General features: G+C 40.3%; 17 protein-coding genes. 10 read left to right on the forward strand and 7 right to left on the reverse strand.

Annotated features, from left to right (window positions below; translation table 11 throughout):
• Window positions 1-240: 240 nt before the first annotated feature.
• The gene (locus tag RB215_RS15300) at window positions 241-1,113 is read left to right on the forward strand and encodes a DMT family transporter (protein ID WP_309217362.1); all 873 of its coding nucleotides are present in this window, start codon (window positions 241-243) and stop codon (window positions 1,111-1,113) included.
• 59 nt (window positions 1,114-1,172) lie between these two features.
• Window positions 1,173-1,964, forward strand: a complete 792-nt coding sequence (locus RB215_RS15305) for an aspartate dehydrogenase domain-containing protein (RefSeq protein WP_309217363.1) — start codon at window positions 1,173-1,175, stop codon at window positions 1,962-1,964.
• Window positions 1,965-2,115: 151 nt separating this feature from the next.
• On the opposite strand, the gene RB215_RS15310 is transcribed toward RB215_RS15305, so the two are convergent.
• The 3 genes from RB215_RS15310 to RB215_RS15320 form a co-directional block, all read right to left on the reverse strand.
• Entirely contained in the window at window positions 2,116-3,243 is a 1,128-nt protein-coding gene (locus RB215_RS15310; RefSeq protein ID WP_086996225.1) for a zinc-binding dehydrogenase, read from the reverse strand.
• A gap of 68 nt (window positions 3,244-3,311) precedes the next feature.
• The gene (locus RB215_RS15315; RefSeq protein WP_179807985.1) at window positions 3,312-3,986 is read right to left on the reverse strand and encodes a glutathione S-transferase family protein; all 675 of its coding nucleotides are present in this window, start codon (window positions 3,984-3,986) and stop codon (window positions 3,312-3,314) included.
• 327 nt (window positions 3,987-4,313) lie between these two features.
• Complete coding sequence (locus RB215_RS15320; RefSeq protein ID WP_086996219.1) at window positions 4,314-4,745, reverse strand: PACE efflux transporter; 432 nt, start codon at window positions 4,743-4,745, stop codon at window positions 4,314-4,316.
• Between the two features lie 192 nt (window positions 4,746-4,937).
• On the opposite strand from RB215_RS15320, the gene RB215_RS15325 reads away from it, so the two are divergent.
• Together RB215_RS15325 and RB215_RS15330 are read left to right on the forward strand one after the other, a co-directional pair.
• Window positions 4,938-5,840, forward strand: a complete 903-nt coding sequence (locus RB215_RS15325) for a LysR family transcriptional regulator (protein WP_011329658.1) — start codon at window positions 4,938-4,940, stop codon at window positions 5,838-5,840.
• Between the two features lie 274 nt (window positions 5,841-6,114).
• Window positions 6,115-7,026 carry a LysR family transcriptional regulator gene (locus tag RB215_RS15330; protein ID WP_011329657.1) on the forward strand — a complete coding sequence of 304 codons (912 nt, stop codon included), beginning with the start codon at window positions 6,115-6,117 and terminating at the stop codon, window positions 7,024-7,026.
• Between the two features lie 186 nt (window positions 7,027-7,212).
• Here the strand turns inward: RB215_RS15330 and RB215_RS15335 are convergent, their stop codons facing one another.
• Window positions 7,213-8,610, reverse strand: coding sequence for a heavy metal sensor histidine kinase (locus tag RB215_RS15335; RefSeq protein WP_089369003.1), 1,398 nt, complete (start codon window positions 8,608-8,610; stop codon window positions 7,213-7,215).
• Window positions 8,597-9,283, reverse strand: a complete 687-nt coding sequence (locus tag RB215_RS15340) for a heavy metal response regulator transcription factor (RefSeq protein WP_011329655.1) — start codon at window positions 9,281-9,283, stop codon at window positions 8,597-8,599. The genes RB215_RS15335 and RB215_RS15340 overlap by 14 nt, the downstream gene beginning before the upstream one ends.
• 174 nt (window positions 9,284-9,457) lie before the next feature.
• Here RB215_RS15340 and RB215_RS15345 point away from each other — a divergent pair, with 174 nt between their 5' ends.
• From RB215_RS15345 to RB215_RS15370, 6 genes are read left to right on the forward strand one after another with little or no spacing between them, the layout of a single operon-like run.
• On the forward strand, window positions 9,458-11,296 hold the full coding sequence (locus tag RB215_RS15345; RefSeq protein WP_309217365.1) for a copper resistance system multicopper oxidase: 1,839 nt from the start codon (window positions 9,458-9,460) through the stop codon (window positions 11,294-11,296).
• Complete coding sequence (locus RB215_RS15350; protein WP_309217367.1) at window positions 11,293-12,168, forward strand: copper resistance protein B; 876 nt, start codon at window positions 11,293-11,295, stop codon at window positions 12,166-12,168. The genes RB215_RS15345 and RB215_RS15350 overlap by 4 nt, the downstream gene beginning before the upstream one ends.
• Before the next feature lie 22 nt (window positions 12,169-12,190).
• Window positions 12,191-12,595 carry a copper resistance CopC family protein gene (locus tag RB215_RS15355; protein WP_011329652.1) on the forward strand — a complete coding sequence of 135 codons (405 nt, stop codon included), beginning with the start codon at window positions 12,191-12,193 and terminating at the stop codon, window positions 12,593-12,595.
• Window positions 12,596-12,606: 11 nt separating this feature from the next.
• On the forward strand, window positions 12,607-13,491 hold the full coding sequence (locus RB215_RS15360; RefSeq protein ID WP_309217368.1) for a CopD family protein: 885 nt from the start codon (window positions 12,607-12,609) through the stop codon (window positions 13,489-13,491).
• Between the two features lie 22 nt (window positions 13,492-13,513).
• A complete protein-coding gene (locus RB215_RS15365) occupies window positions 13,514-14,002 on the forward strand; it encodes a nuclear transport factor 2 family protein (protein ID WP_309217369.1) in 489 nt (162 codons plus the stop codon).
• A gap of 10 nt (window positions 14,003-14,012) precedes the next feature.
• Window positions 14,013-14,540, forward strand: coding sequence for a DUF411 domain-containing protein (locus RB215_RS15370; RefSeq protein WP_089368997.1), 528 nt, complete (start codon window positions 14,013-14,015; stop codon window positions 14,538-14,540).
• 126 nt (window positions 14,541-14,666) lie between these two features.
• On the opposite strand, the gene RB215_RS15375 is transcribed toward RB215_RS15370, so the two are convergent.
• Together RB215_RS15375 and rmuC are read right to left on the reverse strand one after the other, a co-directional pair.
• Window positions 14,667-17,000 (reverse strand): S9 family peptidase, encoded by a 2,334-nt coding sequence (locus tag RB215_RS15375; protein WP_309217372.1) that lies wholly within the window; start codon window positions 16,998-17,000, stop codon window positions 14,667-14,669.
• A gap of 199 nt (window positions 17,001-17,199) precedes the next feature.
• Window positions 17,200-18,666: a DNA recombination protein RmuC gene (rmuC, locus tag RB215_RS15380; RefSeq protein ID WP_089368995.1), complete on the reverse strand. Its 1,467-nt coding sequence runs from the start codon at window positions 18,664-18,666 to the stop codon at window positions 17,200-17,202.
• Between the last annotated feature and the right edge of the window lie 425 nt (window positions 18,667-19,091).

A 19,091-nucleotide genomic window follows, 5' to 3' on the forward strand; every position in this document is an offset into this window, starting at 1 on the left:
AATCGTTTAATTAAATAGCAGGCAATGTTCTGTCGTTAAATAAAAATTGGCTGCCTTGCCTGTTTAACAGCTTAAAACTATTTATATTGCGACTTTCTTATATGGTGTTTTTGTAAGCCTTTATTACCTTATCAATTTTAAGCTAAGAATGGTGCAAGGGATCATGTTGGCTATGCAATTTAATGGCAACATTTCTTAGAGCGGCTACTTCATTCTAATTTATAAAGGAATCATTTAATTATGTGGATAATTTTTGCATTACTCGCCACGGTTTTTTTTGGCGCACGAGGAATAATGTATCAATGGACATCCCAGAAAAAAATTAATCGAAACTTATTATTATTCGGTGTGTTTTTTGTCGGATTTATAATCAGTGTTTTGGGTGTAACCTTGTTAAATCAAAAGTGGTATGGCTGGGCTGATATTACTGTTGGCTTAGCATTGGGCTTTGGCTCTTTTGCCGCGAATGCTTTTTTGCATAAAGGTTTTTCGGTTGGAAAGGCTTCGCTTATTAGTATTTTGTCGGGTTTAACTCCTTTATTTGTGTTGGTTTTTGCCTTTTTATTATGGCAAGAAACCTTAACAACGCTGCAGCTAATTGGCTTTTTTATTATTTTTGGTGGGCTTTATATTATTCGCTACTCTAATGATATTTCGTTTACTAATTTACAAGGGGCGCAATGGGGGTTACTGGCTGCATTATTCTTTTCGTTTAATGACTTACTAGGTAAGCAGTCTACTTTGCTGGAGGCCGATACGTTCGCTACGCTCACCTCTATGTTTGGTTTTGGTAGTTTGCTTTTTGCTATTAGTTGGTTAGTAAGTAACAAAAAACAGGCCTGTGACACAAATGACTCTCGGCCTAATTGGTCGCCAGTAAAAACGTTTTCTTGTGGGTTACTTATTGGATTGACGAATGTGGCTGGCATGGTTGCAATAATATCGGCTTTTGCAATTGGCAATACAGGGCTGGTTTCTGCTATTTCTGGTATGAATATTTTAATAATTCTTTTGTACTCACGCATTATTTTAAAAGAGTCGTTTACTCGCCAAGAGCTGTTAGGACTAACGACCGCTTTTATAGGGGTAATTGTACTAAGGCTGAGCTATTAACGCTTAAAACCACACACAGTAAGGACGTTTCGGTAAATAATTAAATAGGAATAGTAAAAATGAAGAAGAAGTTAGCACTAATAGGGTGTGGTTATTTAAGCCAAACTATTGCTCAGGCTGTAAAAAGTGGCTCTCTTGCTGGTTACGAGCTAGTTGCGGTATTAGGCAGAAACCCAATTAGAACCAAACAATTTGCTGATTACTTTAACTGTACACCATGCACAGATATTGATGCGTTTATGGCTTTAAAGCCTGAGTTTGTAGCCGAAGCTGCATCGGCGGTATCTGTAATCGATTATTGTGAAAAAATATTAGCCGGTGGCTCGCACTTAATTGTTTTATCTACGGCGGCATTTGCAGATGTAGCTTTGTACCAAAGAGCCATAGCTGTAGCAATAAAAAATAATACTAAAATATACATTGCCGGTGGTGCAACAGGTGGCTTTAACCTGCTTCAAACCGCTTCATTTATGAGTTCAACACCGATTGATGTAACAATAACATCTAAAAAATCATCTGGTTTTATTGCTCGAACCCCTTTTAACAAAGAGGGCTTAATGAACATAACTGAGCCAGAAAGAGTTTTTAGCGGAACAGCTAAGGAAATTATTGATATTTTTCCTTATGTTTTTAATGTTATTTATGCAACTTCGCTAGCAAGTGCGGGGCCAAAAGCAACTAAATTTAATATTGATGCTGTGCCTAACTTTGCTGGAGATGACTACAGAATTGAAGTTAAAGGTGAACACGTAGCTTTAGATTTAACAATTAAATCGGGCGATTATGCTATTGCAGCATGGAGTGTGGTGTCTATTTTAAATAATGCGGCTTCTCCGGTCGTTTTTATGTAAAACACTAAGCTGAGCGGCTATAGCAGCCTGCTATTCTCACCTTATAATATTTATTATTCATAAATAAAAAGCCGATACTGCAATCAGTATCGGCTTTGACCTATTTGTAATTCAGGTATTAAAAAACTAATTAGTTATTGCTGAGTTTTAATTAGCTTTGCGGTGTAATTAAGTATTTTTCGCCTGTGGCTTGTTTAGAGTAAGCCGCTATTGATGCTAATTGTAGCGCCTCAGACAACGACACTTCATGGGTGTAATTGCTGGCAAATGTGGTAGTAATTTCATCGGCTATACGTTTACGCATTGCCACTACCGTATTCGTGCCTAATTTACCAAGCGCATTAAATAATAAAAACCCATTTACGCCCCAAGCAAAGCCAAAATTACGATTTAGCGTAATAGGGCCGCGATCAAGTGCGCCATAAATATAAACTTGCTTGAAAGTATCTGAGCCATACACGCTATACTCTTCTACGTCGCGAGTTATAGCAGCTTCCATACAGTTAAGAATGTCGCTGGTTAGTTGGCCACCGCCAATTGGATCAAACGCAATTGTGGCACCAGTGGCAATAATTGCTGCGGTTAAATCCTCAACAAACGACTCACTACTAGAATTAACCACATACTTTGCGCCCATGTTACGTAACAGTGTTTCTTGCTCTGTTTTGCGTACAATATTAACTAAATCAATACCGTCGGCAATACAAATACGGTTTAACATTTGCCCAAGGCTAGATGCCGCCGCCGCATGAATAATAGCTTTATGGCCTTCGGCGCGCATGGTTTCTACCATAGCTAGTGCTGTAAGCGGGTTAACAAAAGACGATGCGCCTTGCTTAGCGGTAGTGCCTTCTTTTAACTCTAAGCAACTTTGTACATTAACGCAGTGATATTGACGGTACGTTCCGCCGCCAATTACAGCAACCATTTTACCCATTAATGCTTGTGCCGCTGGCGATGAGCCCGCAGCAACTACAGTACCGGCACCTTCATTACCTACAGGCGTTGCTTTATTAACACGTGTTTTGAGCGCTGGCATAAACTTAGCTGGCACATTAGCTGTAATAGCTGGGCTTTGCCCAGTACCCGATTGCGTTGCTGTAGACATGTCAGCGGCGCTGAACATAACCGCTAAATCAGATGGGTTTAATGGCGCAGCTTCAATGCGAATAACCACTTCATCGGCACTTGGTTGTGGCATGTCGATGTTTTGTAAGGCAAGCGTTAGTGTGTTGTCTTCGCTGATTGTTGAAGTAAGTTGGATATTTTTGTCTGTCATCGGGATTTGCTCCTGCACATTATTAAATTAGTTAAACCAATAAGGTTAATGAATTGGCTGTTTTATAGCTAAGCATTAGCTGCTTGAATTTGCGCTGTGACCTTTTGCATAAACTCGGGCATGTTTGCGAGCCGATCTACCTCTACTTTTTGCGCAATAGCAGATTGGCGCATGGTGTCGTTCCACTGTTTCATTCCCGGTACATCACCCAGTACATCCCAATTAAGTTGGCTGGCACCAAAAGCGTTAACTATGGTGTTTACGTGATAAACGTAAATATCTGCCATAGTAAACTGCTCACCCGCAATCCAAGGTGAAAACTTACACAAGCGACTCAAGGCGGTAACACCACGGGTTAACACTTGGCGTACCTCATTTTTAAGCGATTCTGGCGCGTTTGTACCACTAAACGCATACGGTATAAAGCGTCTGCTTGGCAGTTCAAAGTACAGCTCTGCTATTTTCATTATTTGGCGCACTGCTGCACGCTCGGTGCTATTTTTTGGATAAAGCGGAATATCTGGGTATGACTCTTCAATATAGTCGCAAATAACACTCGACTCTGAAATATTAACGCCCTGAGATGTTGTTATAACTGGCACTTTACCCGCAGGACTCATTGCCAGTAACTCGTCACTACCGCCGTAAATAAGGTGCTCTTTAAATGGCAGTTCTTTATATAAAAGTACATGTTTTACTAGGTTGTAATAGTTGCTAGCAGCAAAACCGTGCAAAGTAATCATAATAAATTTTCCATCATTAACGTGAAGGGACTTTTTAATTACCTAAAATGCAATTAATGCCTCAGTGCTTAATACACTGCGACTGGACTATTTAAGCTAAACACATTATTACTGGTTTTAATTTGCTTATATATAGGGGTAAATGCTAATCACTTTTGCTTTTAAGACAAAAATAGAAAACTATTTGGCAAGGAGGTAGTGGCGGTACTAGCGCTCCCTATTTACATTTTTTAATAGGGAACCCCAGCTAAAGAAGTTATTTTTGTTGGTAATAATTTACGTTAAATTAAGTAAAACAGGCGAGCTCAGCAAAGTTATGCCAACAGGCTAAACTTGGTTATTACAAGCTCGGCGCTGAATTACTGCGGCTCTAATATGGTCGTAACTCAAGTTAAATAAAAAAGCATAAATAGTAATAAAAATAGTCACGCCTAAGTCCATTAAAAAAGCATTCCATAAGCTCACCGATAATAAATAAGCCATAATTGGAATAGTTAACACCAGTAAACCCGCTTCAAATAAGATAACGTGAAATAGCCGCATTGAAAAAGTACGCTTAGTTTTATCTCCTTTAACATAAAGATCAAAAACCCAATTAAAAGCATAATTCCAAACCATGGCGACACTCGCAATAACTATCATAGTTCCTGATAATGCAGCGATATCGTGCTCAGTAAAAGCAGCTAAACCGGCAATCGATAAAGTTACTGCTATTACTTCAAATGACACAGAGTGAAACACACGCTCTACAGCTCTCATTGTTATATTTCTCCAATAAAGGTATTACTTTAAAATTAAGTGATTAACACTAGGCAATTAACACTAAGGTGATAAAAAAGGATAACGAAATTATTAAGCGGCGATTATGACAGTCAATCAAAACAGATAAAGTTAACAGCTATCACGAATAGTGATAATCTGAGCCAAATACCTGTAACTCTCAGACACACCATGTATAGCTTCGAGCAATTGAAAGTATTTATCACTGTATGCGACACCGGATCTTTTTCAGCTGCTGCTCGTAAATTAAAGCGTGCTCAATCGGGGGTAAGTCAAGCAATTGCAAACCTTGAAATAGCCATTAATCAAGAGCTGTTCAATCGTGATAAAAACACTCCGGTATTAACTGATAACGGCAAAACCTTGCTGCCAATTGCAAAGTCTATTTTGCATCAACAAAAGTATTTTGATCAAACAATAGAATCGCTAGCAAAAGAGCATGAGCATGAAATGGTTATTGCTGTTGATGAGAGTGTAATGAGCCCAGACTTTTTAAATATTCTCATGCCGCTTGCCGATAAATACCCAATAACTCACTTTGATATCATCACCACCTCAACCTTTGATGTAGAACAACTCGTTCGTTCGGGTAGGGCGCAAGCCGGTATTGTTTATGCCGACGGTGAGTTAAAGGTGGATATGGATTTTTTCTTGCTAGGGCAAGCACGCTTTTTAACCGTTGCATCATCGACCCACGAATTAGCCAAACTAGCTAAAGTGCAAGGCTCTGATTTAAAACGTTATAGACAATGTGTACATCGCAGTGCTGAACATAAGGAGTTATGGTTTAGTTACGGTATTAGCTCTATGTTGTGGTATGCCAACACTCACCAAACACTGGTTGAGTTAGTTCATGCGGGCATGGGGTGGGCAAACGTACCTGAGCTATCAGTAAAAGAGCAGATAAACCAAGGCCATATTGTCGCATTGCCTGTTACCCATGAGTACAATGGGTGGTTAACGCCTGTAGGATGCTTAATTTCTCGAAGCCATCAATCGGGGCCTGTACTAACGAGTTTAATTGACACTCTTCAACAGTATCATTTTAGTAAAAACAGCTGGAAAATCAGATAAGCTACCCATTGTTTTGATAGAATAATTGTCACTTTTAAACAAATTAATCTATCATAAATACATAAATTTTAGAGCCTGCTTTATGATAATTTGAGGGCGTTTTTCTGCTTAAATTTTGCATTTAAAAAACCAGGGATTAATGTTTTCCTTACTCCTGCGTTTAGTAAAATATTAATTTTATTTCAGCTTTTTATGAGCAACGTCCTTTTCAAAGCCTTGTTATTCCCAAGGGCAATTTTAAAGTTGAGTTAAAAACAACAAATGGAGCAGCTCGTTGGATCAACTACGTGCAATTAGGTATTTTAGTAAAGTAGTCGAAACTGGCAGCTTTACCAAAGCAGCCAGTACTTTTAACGTGCCGCCGTCGTCGTTATCAAGGCGCGTTGCAGATTTAGAAAAAAGCTTAGGCGCTACGCTGTTAAAGCGCTCAACCCGACTCGTTAAATTAACAGAAGTAGGGCAAATTTATTATAACGATATACAGCAAATTTTGAGTCAACTAGAGCAAAGTAATGAAACCGTACGCAGTTATCAAACAACGCCAATGGGGCGTTTACGTATTAGCTCTATGGTGGGGTTTGGTGAGCAAATATTATTACCTTTGTTAGATGAATTTAGCGCCTTATACCCTGAAATAGTGCTGGATGTTAGTTTAACTGATCAGCTATCGACACTCGGACGCGACGATGTTGATATTGCTATTCGCGGTGGTTACGCACCCAATGAGCGAGTACTAGCAATAAGGTTAATGGACAATGGTTTTATTCCGGTGGCATCACCTTGTTATTTAAAAAAACACGGAACACCTAACAATGCGATGGAACTAAAGCAGCATAATGGCCTTTATTTTAAAGCGCCAACGGGGCCAACGCCTTGGTTATGTAATATGGACGGCCAATGGCATGATGTATCTGGCCCTGCTGTGGCTATTTCTAATAGCGGATCGTGGCTAGCAAAAAAAGCGTGCAACGGTGAAGGTATTTTAATGTCGACTCGGTGGGCGTTAGCCCCTTATATTGACTCAGGTAAGTTGCAACAACTTCACTTTGAACATGAGTTAGCTATAACTCAAAATGCTAATATGGCTGTGTATTTGTTGTATCAAAAACAGCGCTACTTAGTACCTAAAGTAAAAGCGGCAGTAGACTTTTTAGTGCAAAAAATAAAGACAGAAAATGAACAATAAACACAAAGTAACAGATTCCCTAGGCTGATTAATTTACAACTGTGTGGCTTGTTAAACAAAACTAACCGCAGGTTACTTTCGTTTTTTGCTTATGCAAACTGTAAACCCCCATTACAGTTTGCACAAAAGCCACAAATTAACACTGCATTTTACGCTATAGGCACTGTGCTAATAAAAGGATTAAGCTTAACTTTTAACGTGTTTAAAAAACACCTTAAAGCGAGTGTTCGCGTTTGAGGTTACCACTATGTTGCCCCCATTTGCTGTAACTAGCGCTTTTACTATCGCAAGCCCTAAACCCGCGCCGTTGCCTTGTCGCTGCCTTGATTTATCGGCTCGATAAAATCGGTCAAATAAATAGGGTAAATGCTCTGCTGCTATTTTTTCGCCTGGGTTGGTAACCGCAATACACACTTGATCATTTCCAGTGCGCTCACTACTAATAGTTATCGATTCGCCTGCTGGGGTATACCTAATCGCATTTGATAATAAATTAGATAGCAACTGCCTAAAGTGTAATTGTTCACAATAAAACTCAACATTACTACCTTGTTTAATAAAGGTAATATTGGCATCTTCTGCTACCGCATCAAAATATTCTAGTAACGCGTCTATTTCTTCATCACTTTGTAATACTTGTTGTTGTGCTTTTATCAGTCCATTTTGAGTTTTTGCCAACCACAGCATATCACTAACCATTTTTGTTAGTCGCTCTAGTTCTTCAAGGTTTGAAAACAACAGTTCTTGGTATTGCACAAGGTCGCGCTGTTTTGTTAAGCCAACTTGTGTTTGAGTAATAATATTAGTAAGCGGGGTACGCAGTTCGTGGGCTATATCGGTAGAAAAATTTGATAAACGCATAAACTCATCTTGTAATCTATCCAGCATGGCATTAAATGAATGCACCATATTCACCAGCTCAATTGGCACTTTACTTTCATCTAACCTAACATCCATTTTATGGGTTTGAATGTCATATATTTTTTTGCTTAAGCCACGCAGTGGATTTAACCCCTGATGTACCGCAAACCAAGCAACGAGTAAAATGAGCACAGCTGAGCCAAACATAATCACCCATAGGCTTTGTTTAAATTGGCGCAAAAAATGTTTATGAAAACTCATATCAATGGCGGCGGTAATTTTATAATGCTGTTGCTGCACGTTAAAGTCGCTAACTAATGCGCGATAGGTATGATCATTGGCTTGCCAATGCACTATGTTATCGCGATTAAAACCAAGCGCCGATGGCGCACTCATAATCTGCTTAGTAAAATCGCGACCTGAACTTTGGTAAATTAAGGCTCCTTGCTGGCTATTTACTTGATAATAAACACCATGGTGCCCTGCCACAGCTTTAGATAATGCCTGCCCTAAAGGTTCACTTGAGCTATGCTGCTGGGCTAAAACAGCTGCAACTGACTGGCTAATAACCTTTAACTCGCCACTGTCTTGCTCAATAAAGTGATGCTCAATGGAGGAGTTAATTAATGACGCGACTAAGGTTAAACAGGCTATTACAGTAACAGCAATAAACAATACCACCCGCATGGTCAACGACATTGGTCGAGCGTTAATTTTGGGCATTTTCGACCTCTAATTTATAGCCCATACCGCGCACTGTATGAATAAGTTTAATACTATACTCATCGTCAACCTTGCCCCGCAGGCGTCTAATCGCAACATCTATTACATTGGTATCACTTTCAAAGTTCATATCCCATACTTGCGACGCTATAAGTGAGCGAGATAGCACTTCGCCTTCTCGGCGCAGTAGTAGCTCTAATAAGCTAAACTCTTTATTACTGAGCAAAATACGCTTGCCTGCTCGCTGTATTTTACGCTTTGGTATATCCATTTCTAAGTCTGCAATTGTGAGTATGTCGGCCACTTTTTGCACGCCACCACGGCGAATAAGCGTACGTACGCGGGCAAGTACTTCTGAAAAAGCAAACGGTTTTATTAAGTAATCATCTGCGCCAAGTTCAAGCCCTTTGACTCTGTCATCAACACTATCGCGAGCCGATAAAAATAATACTGGCGTGTCGTTTTTGGCTTCTCGTACCGACTCTAAAATTCGCCAGCCAGATACATCGGGCAACATTATATCTAATATAATCACATCAAATAATTCGGTCATTGCTAAATGGTGACCGTCAAGGCCATTGCGCGCCAAACAAACCTGAAAGCCGGCTTCGGTTAAGCCCTGTTTTAAGTAATCACCGGTTTTAATCTCGTCTTCAACGATTAGTATGCGCATATAATTCCTTTGTTACTTTTATTATAATTTTAGTTATCACTTAAACAGCACTATGCCATATGCGCTACAACAGCAACATGACATTAAGATTACAACTTTGTAATGTTCGCGTCATGTCGATGTCAGGTTTAAATATTATACTCAATGCATATTTTGCTATTCAGGTGTAATAAAATGGGTTTTAAAAAGTCATTGCAGCACATTTCAAAGCCACGTAGGCGTTTTGTTCAAGGATTAATTGCAGGCGGTGTGCTGGCAGCTTTTCCAACTGTTTTACATGCAGCATCATCTTTAGCGGCTTCAACATTAACAGGTACTGTGCCTGAGTTGAGCGGTAAAGTTATTGACCTGGTTATTGATGAGTCCCCGGTAAACTTTACCGGTGTAGTGCGTATGGCAACCACCATTAATGGCTCTATTCCCGCGCCAACATTACGCCTTAAAGAAGGTGACGATGTGACCATTCGCGTTACCAACAATTTAGCGGTACCTAGCTCTATTCACTGGCACGGAATTATTTTACCGTATCAAATGGATGGTGTACCGGGCATTAGCTTTAAAGGCATTATGCCTGGCGAAACGTTTGTTTATAAATTTAAGTTACAACAAAGCGGTACTTATTGGTATCACTCACACAGTGGCTTTCAAGAAATGACCGGTATGTATGGGGCGTTAATTATTGAGCCTCGTGAGCAAGATGTTATCAGCGCAGATAATGAACATATTATTCAACTCTCTGATTGGACTGATGATGATCCTATGGAGTTATTCCGTAAATTAAAAATTCAGGGGGATGTGTTTAACTTTAATCAGCCCACTGTACCTGAGTTTTTTGATGACATAGCAACAAGCGGCGTTGCTAATGCACTTCAACGACGTGAAATGTGGAACCAGATGCGAATGAGTCCAACCGATTTAGCTGATTTATCGGCTTCGGCAATGACCTATTTAATGAATGGTACTGCGCCAATGGCTAATTGGCGTGGGCTGTTTAAAGCGGGCGAAAAAGTACGTTTAAGATTTATTAATGGCTCAAGTAACACCTTTTTTGATGTACGTATCCCAGAGTTAAAATTAACTGTGGTACAAGCAGATGGACAAAATGTTGAACCCGTTACCGTAGATGAGTTTCGCTTTGGTCCAGGTGAAACCTACGATGTGGTTGTTGAACCTAAGAATGACGCATACACAATTTTTGCACAAAGCATGGACCGCTCAGGTTATGCCAAAGGGACTTTGTCTGTCGCTGCTAATATTGATGCGCCAGAGCCTGCACTTGACCCCGTTGAGTGGTTAGCAATGCGGGATATGATGGGCAATATGGATCACTCTGCTATGCCTGGAATGGATCACAGCGCTATGGGCCACGCTAGCATGGACAAAACCAGTATGGATCAGGGGGCAATGGATCATAGCACAATGGACCACGGTGCAATGGCAATGGACCATAGTAAGCATAATATGGGTAAAAATCCACTGGCTGTTCCAAGTCAGAAAGTTCGCCACGCTAAAACAGAATATGGCGCCTCAGTTGATATGCGCGTTGATACGCCACGCACAAACTTAGACGATCCTGGTATTGGGCTGCGCAATAACGGCCGTCGTGTTTTAACACTTGCAGATTTACGCTCTCTTGATGGCATAGTTGACCACCAAGCGCCTGAAGCCGAAATTGAGCTGCACTTAACCGGCAACATGGAACGCTACAGCTGGTCTTTTGATGGCTTAGAGTTTGGTAAAAGTACCCCTGTGCATATGAAGCATAATCAGCGGGTACGAGTTATTTTACAAAACGATACCATGATGACACACCCTATGCATTTACATGGTATGTGGAGCGACTTGGAGAACGATCAAGGCGATGTGTTAGTTCGCCGCCACACCATAATGGTACAGCCCGCCCAAAGAATTAGCTTTTTAACTACGCCACATGATGTTGGTCGTTGGGCTTGGCATTGTCATTTACTGTTTCATATGGATGCAGGTATGTTTAGAGAGGTGGTTGTATCATGAAAAATTTAACCTTATCAACGGTACTTACTAGTGCACTATTAATTAGCGCACCGTTATTGAGCCTGCATGTGTTTGCTCAAACTGAAATGGGCGACATGTCTGGCGATATGGCGGGCGATAAAATGCAGCCGCAAGGCGGCAATGCCCCTAAAAATGCTCGCGATCCACACGCTTATGCTAATGGCACAACCTTAACGCAAGGGCCATATGCTTTAGCTAATGGCGAGCGCTTAACCCTTGCGGATGAGCATAAGTTTTACGCTATTTTAGGTGATCGCCTTGAGTATAACGAACAAGCCGATGCTGCTGTTTTCGATTTACAAGCTTGGTACGGCACCACCTTTAATCGATTAGTGATAAAAACCGAGGGCGATGTTAGTGATGGCAAGCTTGAAGAAAATCAAACTGATATTTTATGGGGCCATGCAATTTCGGCTTATTGGGATACGCAAGTCGGTATTCGCTACGATTATTATAAAGAGGGCAAAAACCGTCAATGGTTAGCGTTTGGTATTCAAGGCTTAGCACCTTATTGGTTTGAGCTTGATATGACAGCGTATGTAGGTGAGAGCGGCAATACAGCATTTACAGCAGAAGCTGAATATGAGCTGCTTTTAACACAAAGGCTCATTATACAGCCTCGTGCTGAAATAACATTTTATGGTAAAGACGATGAACAAAATGAGCTAGGCAGTGGGCTATCTAGTACTGCTATTGGCGTTAGGGTTCGTTATGAATTTACTCGCCAATTTGCACCTTATGTAGGTGTAGAGTGGACTAATAAATTTGGTAGCACAGCAGATTACGCCAAGCTAAACGAGCAGAGCAGCAACGATACTGAGTTTGTTGCCGGTATAAAATTTTGGTTTTAATATTTAAAAATAAGAGGTAATTATGAAATTTATAACTATTGCGGCAATTTTAGGCTTAGCTTTAAGCTTTTCGGCATCAGCTCATATTTCGCTAAAGCAATCAACACCACAAAATAGTGCGATGCTAATGCAAAGTCCAGAGCAACTTACGTTAACGTTTAGCGGCGAAGTACAACTTGCCAAAGTACTCTTAAGTGATGCTGCAAACAAGCAAGTAGATTTTAACTTTAAACCCAGTGCAAAAGCTAATAGCAACTTTAGCTGGCCGTTACCCAAGCTTGAACAAGGTAATTACACAGTTAAATGGATAGCGCTTGGTGGCGATGGCCATAAAATGTCAGGCAATTTTGACTTTATGCTGCACGCCAGCGACACACATTCTAAAATGAAAAACATGGCGGCTAGCCATAAACAACATAATCATTAGGTAGTCATATAATGCAATTAAGTGATTGGTCAGTGCTGTTACTATTATTAAAAATAGTAAGCTATTTAGCTATTGCAGCCCTTGCGGGCTGCTTGCTAATGCGCTTACTTAATAATGAGAGTACAAGCTGTTTTAATCGGTATTTAAAGCGCTGGCAAATCACCCTTGTTATGGTGGGCTTTATTGGTGCAATATTACAAATACCAATTGAAGCGGGGGCCATGGCTGAATCTGGTTTTGCTGGCATGATAGACCCCTTCATGCTGGATATAATTTGGCAATCAGTAATTGGTGAGCAGGTAAGTATGAGAGTGCCTGCATTTATAATTGCCTTGTTTGCGGTGTGCACTTGGCGCACCCATTCAAACTCAGCTAACGTGGCTAATTTTGTTATTACACTATTAGCACTTATTATCCTTACCTATAGCTTTACCTTAACCGGCCACAGCGCCGAAAAAGGCCTATTAATTAAAAGTATATTAACACTGCACTTAATTGCCATTGCTAGTTGGATTGGCTCACTATGGCCTCTTTATAAAAGTTGCCAACTGCTATCGTTAAATACGATAAAACATTTAATGGAACGCTTTGGACAGCTAGCAATTATTATCATAGCGGTACTGCTCATATCTGGTATAACCTTATTATGGCAATACTTAAATTCATTTTCTGTATTATTTACTTCAAATTATGGCCAGCTAATAATGTTAAAACTGTTGTTAGTGAGTGCTATGTTACTACTGGGTGCTTGGCATAAACTACGTTTAGTTCCGCAAATTACACAGCAACATCATGTTGTTACTTTAAAGCGTTCTATTTCTGTTGAAATGCTTATTGCCGTGTGTGTATTGCTAACCACCAGTGTATTTACCACGCTCGTTGGGCCGCCCGTATAATTTATCTTATAAAGAGAAAAACATGTTAATAAAACACCCTAAATTTGGATTGATCTCAGCGCTGTTATTTACTGCAACAAGCTCTTTTACTGTAAACGCGCATAGTGATGAAGAGCACGCAAAAAAATCAGCTTTATTTGTTAATGTAAGCAGTGCTGCAGCAAAAGTTGTTAGCTCGTTTCATACTGCGCTTAAGCAAGGCGATAAAGTAACTGCTCGACAATTACTAGCCGATGATGTGATTATTTTTGAAGGTGGCGGCGTTGAGCGCTCAGCCGATGAATACGCTAACCACCACATGTTAGCTGACATGAAATACCTAAGTGCAATTAACAGCGACCTATTAGAGCACCAAGTGTTTATTAATGGTGATATGGCTTACTCGGTATCAAGAAGTAAAAGTCATGGCAACTATAAAGGTAAAGAAATAAGCGCCACAGGTATGGAGTCAATCACCTTAAAAAATACCGATTCAGGCTGGAAAATAACTCATATTCATTGGTCAAATTAAGGCGTTAATTATGCGTATAATTAAAATCACCTCAAGTGTGCTTTTAGCACTAGCACTGCCTCTTATGGGGGCGTGCTCTGAGCAATCACCGCAAGTACATAAAGCAACTAGCTCAGCCGATAGTCCCAAAAAACAGGAGTTAAAGCTTACTGTTTATAAAGATAAAAACTGTGGCTGTTGCAAAGGCTGGATTGAGCATATAAATCAAAGCGACATTAATACAAAAGCCATTGATGCAGACGATATGGGATTAATAAAATCGCAATATCAAATAAAGCCTAACCAGCGCTCATGCCATACAGCTGTGTCGGCCAACGGTTTTGTGTTTGAAGGCCACGTACCGGCTAAGTTTATTAAACAATTTTTATCGGAAAAACACCCAGCGCATATTATCGGTTTAACCGTACCCGCAATGCCACTAGGCACACCAGGTATGGAAATGGGCGATGCATTTCATAAATACAACATTGAATTTATTACCACAAACACCACCACAGGTGTGTACAAGCACATTAGTCAATACGACGAGCAGTTTTAACTATTGTGGCATAGTTTGTGAGACTGTTTAGTACCTATAAAGAACTGTAAACCCCCATTACAGTTTGCACAAAAAAGCCACAATTAAAAATTGTGGCTTTTTTAGTTTTTAATAATTAATTAGACATTATTTTAGTAAGTTTTTCTCAAAAAATTCGGCCATCATAGTGTGGTAATGCAAAGCCGTTCCTTTGCCTTCTTTTAGGCTGTGTGAACGATTAGGATAAGCAAAAAACTCAAATTGTTTATTATGCTTAACAAGCTCGTCAATTAAACGCTCAGACCCCTGATAGTGTACGTTATCGTCGCCAGTACCGTGGATCAGTAATAATTTACCGTTAAGGTTTTTCGCAAAACTAATTGGCGAGGTATTATCATAGCTTTGTGGGTCGGTGTTTGGGTTACCCGAATAACGCTCTTGATAAATAGTGTCATATAAACGTATATCGGGCACAGGTGCTGAAGCAATACCTACTTTAAATTTATCTCCGTGACGAAATAATAAATTAAGTGTAGAGCTGCCGCCGCCAGAGTGTCCCCATACGCCAACCCGCTCTGTGTCTATTACATCCCAGCGTTTAGCCATCGCGTCGAGCGCGTCAACTTGGTCTTGCACTGTAATTGAGCCTATTTTTTTATAAATAGATTTGCGCCAATCTCGGCCTTTTGGTGCGCGTGTACCGCGGTTATCAACTGATGCAACAATAAAGCCTTTTTGAGTTAATAACGATTTGTATAAATAGCTATTACCTTCAAAGCGATCTTGTACGGTTGATCCCCAAGGTTCGCCATAAACATAAAATACGATTGGGTACTTTTTATTTAGATCCATATCCGCAGGAAACATAATATAACCATCAAGCTCGGTGCCATCACGCGCGGCTACTTTAAAAAACTCATGGTTTGGTAAACTTTGCTCTGCTAATTTTTGTTTCAGCTCGCTGTTTTCGACCAAGGTTTTTACATTACTGTGATCGCTCACCTTAATAATTTGCTTAACGGCCGGCTGATTAAATTTAGAATAGGTATGCATGGCCCAAGAAGCATCCTTTGACACGTAGTAACTGTTGGAGCCGTTAAACTGCTCAGGTGTTACTCGTACTGGTTTACTGCTGCCATCTATTGCTGTGCGATACAAATAGCGCTGAGCTGCATCATCTGGCGATGCACTAAAATACAATACGTTTTTGTCTTCGTTGATTGCAAGCATATCAACAATGTCGTAATCGCCAGGGGTTAGGTCAATAATTTTTTTGCCATCGCGCGATATGCGATATAAATGACGCCAGCCGTCGCGTTCGCTGTGCCAAATAAAAAACTCACCACTTTTTGACCAATTAGCACTATAAAACCATTCAATAAACGCATCGTCTTTTTCTGCCAGTATTTTAGTTAGCTGCTGCTTTTGCCAATTAAATAACCATAAATTATTATGGTTTTGTGGGCGGTTTAAGTCTTGGATAAGTAACGACTCACCATCGCCTGCCCAGCTAATGCGTGGTATGTAACGATCGCGGTTATCGCCCTCAAGTTTAGCCCACCGGGTTTGCTTGTCACTCAGGCTCACTACGCCTACGCGTACAGCTGAGTTAGTTTCGCCCGCTTTAGGGTATGGAAATTCAGTAAGGCTAGGGTAGAGCGCTTTGGTGTTGTTGATCATGGTAAAGTATTTAACGCCGCTAGTATCGAGCTGCCAATACGCGATTGATTTATTATCTGGGCTCCAACTAAAGCCATCACGAATAGAAAACTCTTCTTCGTATACCCAATCGAAATTACCATTAACTGTGGTAGCGCTGCCATCGGTTGTTAATGCGCTAACGGTATTGCTGCCAACTGCTTGCATATAAATATTATTATCGCGCACATACGCTACTTTTGAGCTGTCGGGGGAGAACTTAGCAAACATAAGCTTTTTGGGCTCAGGGTTTTCGCCGCCCAACTGCGAGAGTTTATTCGTATTTAAGTTAAGTAACCAAAAATCCCCTCGGCTGCGCGAACGCCATACTTGCTCACTGTTGGTAAATACCATGAGCCACTGGCCATCTTTAGAAAATTGATAACTCTCAATTGCAAACGCTTCATCTGCGCCCTCTGGCAGTAACTTTTCAAAAGCAACCAGTACTTTTCGCCCTGTGCCATCGGCGTTGTAAAATACAATGTCGTTGCTTTTTACACCGTGCTCTTTCTCGTCGTCAGCTTTAACGCCTACTTTTTTATCGGCTTCACGTTGCTCAAGTACTGTGTAGCCAGTGCCATCGTCTAACCATTTAAAGTAAGTACTACGCTGTGCTTTAAAGTATTTATCTTTATAAATTTGCTCAAGAGTAAGCGGGTTACTAATAGGTGTAACTGCATTACCGGTTGTTAATGGTGATGTATTTGACGTCATAGAACACCCTTGTATGGTTATACCCGCCAGAATGGCAACTAACAGTGCTGAGGTTTTAATTATTTTCATCGTGTTTCCTAGGGGGGGTTATTAAATAAATACTGACCCCGCTACTTTAGCAAATAAGCAAAATAGGATCTGAGCGTTTATCGCGTTATTAAGGGATTAAGCTTAAAAACGGAATTAATACGCCATGTTAATTAAAAGTAGGCATTAGCTGTGTAATGAAGGTTACCGTTTTTAAATACCTAACCCTTTTGCTACGCAGTTAATCTAATTCTAAATTTGCACGTTCAACACTCTCTGCTGGCAGCTCTTTTTGTACCGATACGCCCAGCTCTTTAAACTCGCTTGCCTGTTTAATTAGGTTACCTTTACCTCGGTAAAGCTGCGAAAACGCTTTGTCGTAGCTTTCTTTAGCACGATCGAGCTGTTTGCCAACCCCTTCCATGCTGGTTAAAAAGCCATTGAGCTTGTTATAAAAACGCTCGGCTCGAGCTGCCAATTCTTTTGAGTATTTAGTTTGTTCTTCAAAGCGCCATAGCTGTTTAACTATATTTAAACTAGTGAGTAAGGTAGTGGGGGTTGCCACTAGAATATTTTTTTCGATTGCTTGCTGGTAAATATCACTTTGGTATTTAAGCGCTTCAACAAAGGCTGACTCTATTGGTACAAACATCACCACTACTTCAGGCGAGTTAAGCCCAGGTAGACGGTCGTACGATTTACTCGCAAGCTCGTTTATACGCGCTTTAACAGCCTCAACGTGCTCTTTAATAGCTTGCTGTGCTTCTAGCTCGTTATCGGCGTTAACATAGCGTGTGTAGGCGTTTAACGAAGTTTTAGCGTCAATAACTAAATGGCGACCTTGGGGTAAATACACAACTACATCGGGGCGTAAGCGGCCGTCTTCGGTGTTAAACGACACCTCGCGTTTATAGTCTACGCCTGCGCGTAAGCCTGCGCTGTCGAGCACGTTTTCTAGCATTAACTCGCCCCAATTGCCTTGGGTTTTCTTTTGCCCTTGTAGAGCGTTACTGAGCCTGTCGGCTTGCTCGGTTATGGCTTGGCTTTTTGCTTGTAAATGTAATAACTCGGTTTTAAGCGCGGCGCGTTGTTTTAAGTCTTCAACATGGATTGACTCCATTTTGTCGCGAAAGCCTTTTAGCTCGCCTTGCACTGGTTTTAATAGTTGCTCAATGCTTTCTTGATTGAGCACTTTAAACTTTTGAGACTTTTCTTCTAAAATTTGATTCGCTAAGTTTTCGAACTCTTTTTTAAGCATCTCTTTGCTTTGCTCTATTTGCGCAAGTTGTTCGCTAAAGTGTTGTTGTTTTTGCTCAAGCGTAGTGCGTATATTATTTAGCTCTACATCGCGTTGGCTATATTGTTTGCGCAGTGCACTTAGCTCGGCTTCGGCTTTTTGCCAAAACTGATTATATTGCTGGCTTTGTTTTTCTTGTTCGGTAAAGCGGGTTTTAAAGTGCTGCGCTTGGTCGCGTTGCTCTTGATGGGTATGCTCTAAAAGTTCGTGATCATCCGCTAACTGGGTGTATTGCAGGGTTTTGCTCTCAAACTGACTTTGCAATAACGACAACTGCTGTTGCTGCTCACTAAGTTGTTGTTTTAATTTTTTACTAAGCGATGCAGATACTAGGCTACAAATTACGCCACCTGCGGTAACGCCTACGCCTACACTTAGCCAATCAATGCTAGTTAATAACTGAGAAAACATAAAATAAACTTATTAAATTTAGAGACATGCCATCATAACGAATAACTATCGATAGCAGTAGGGGCGGGATATAAATTAAAGGCATAAAAAAAGCCAACCTATAAAAGGTTGGCCTAACATTACTAAAACTAGTAACCAAATAGGGAAATCAACATGAAACTTGCGTTAACAACAATTCATCACAAGCATAATAGTAGACGGCAAATTGAATATTTAGTTCAACAATAATTTAAATTTATTTATATGTTGTTTAAGAAGGCTACTAAGTAAATTTTTTGCAAAAAAAAGCCAACTCAAACGAGCTGGCTCAATCATTACTAAACTTAGTAACTAAATAGGGGAATCAACATGAAACTTGAATTAACTGCAATGTAATCACAAGCATAATAGTAGACGGTAAGTTGAGTATTTAGTTCAATAATAAT

The organism is Pseudoalteromonas sp. HL-AS2 (assembly GCF_031198805.1).
GTDB classification, from domain to species: Bacteria; Pseudomonadota; Gammaproteobacteria; order Enterobacterales; family Alteromonadaceae; genus Pseudoalteromonas; species Pseudoalteromonas nigrifaciens.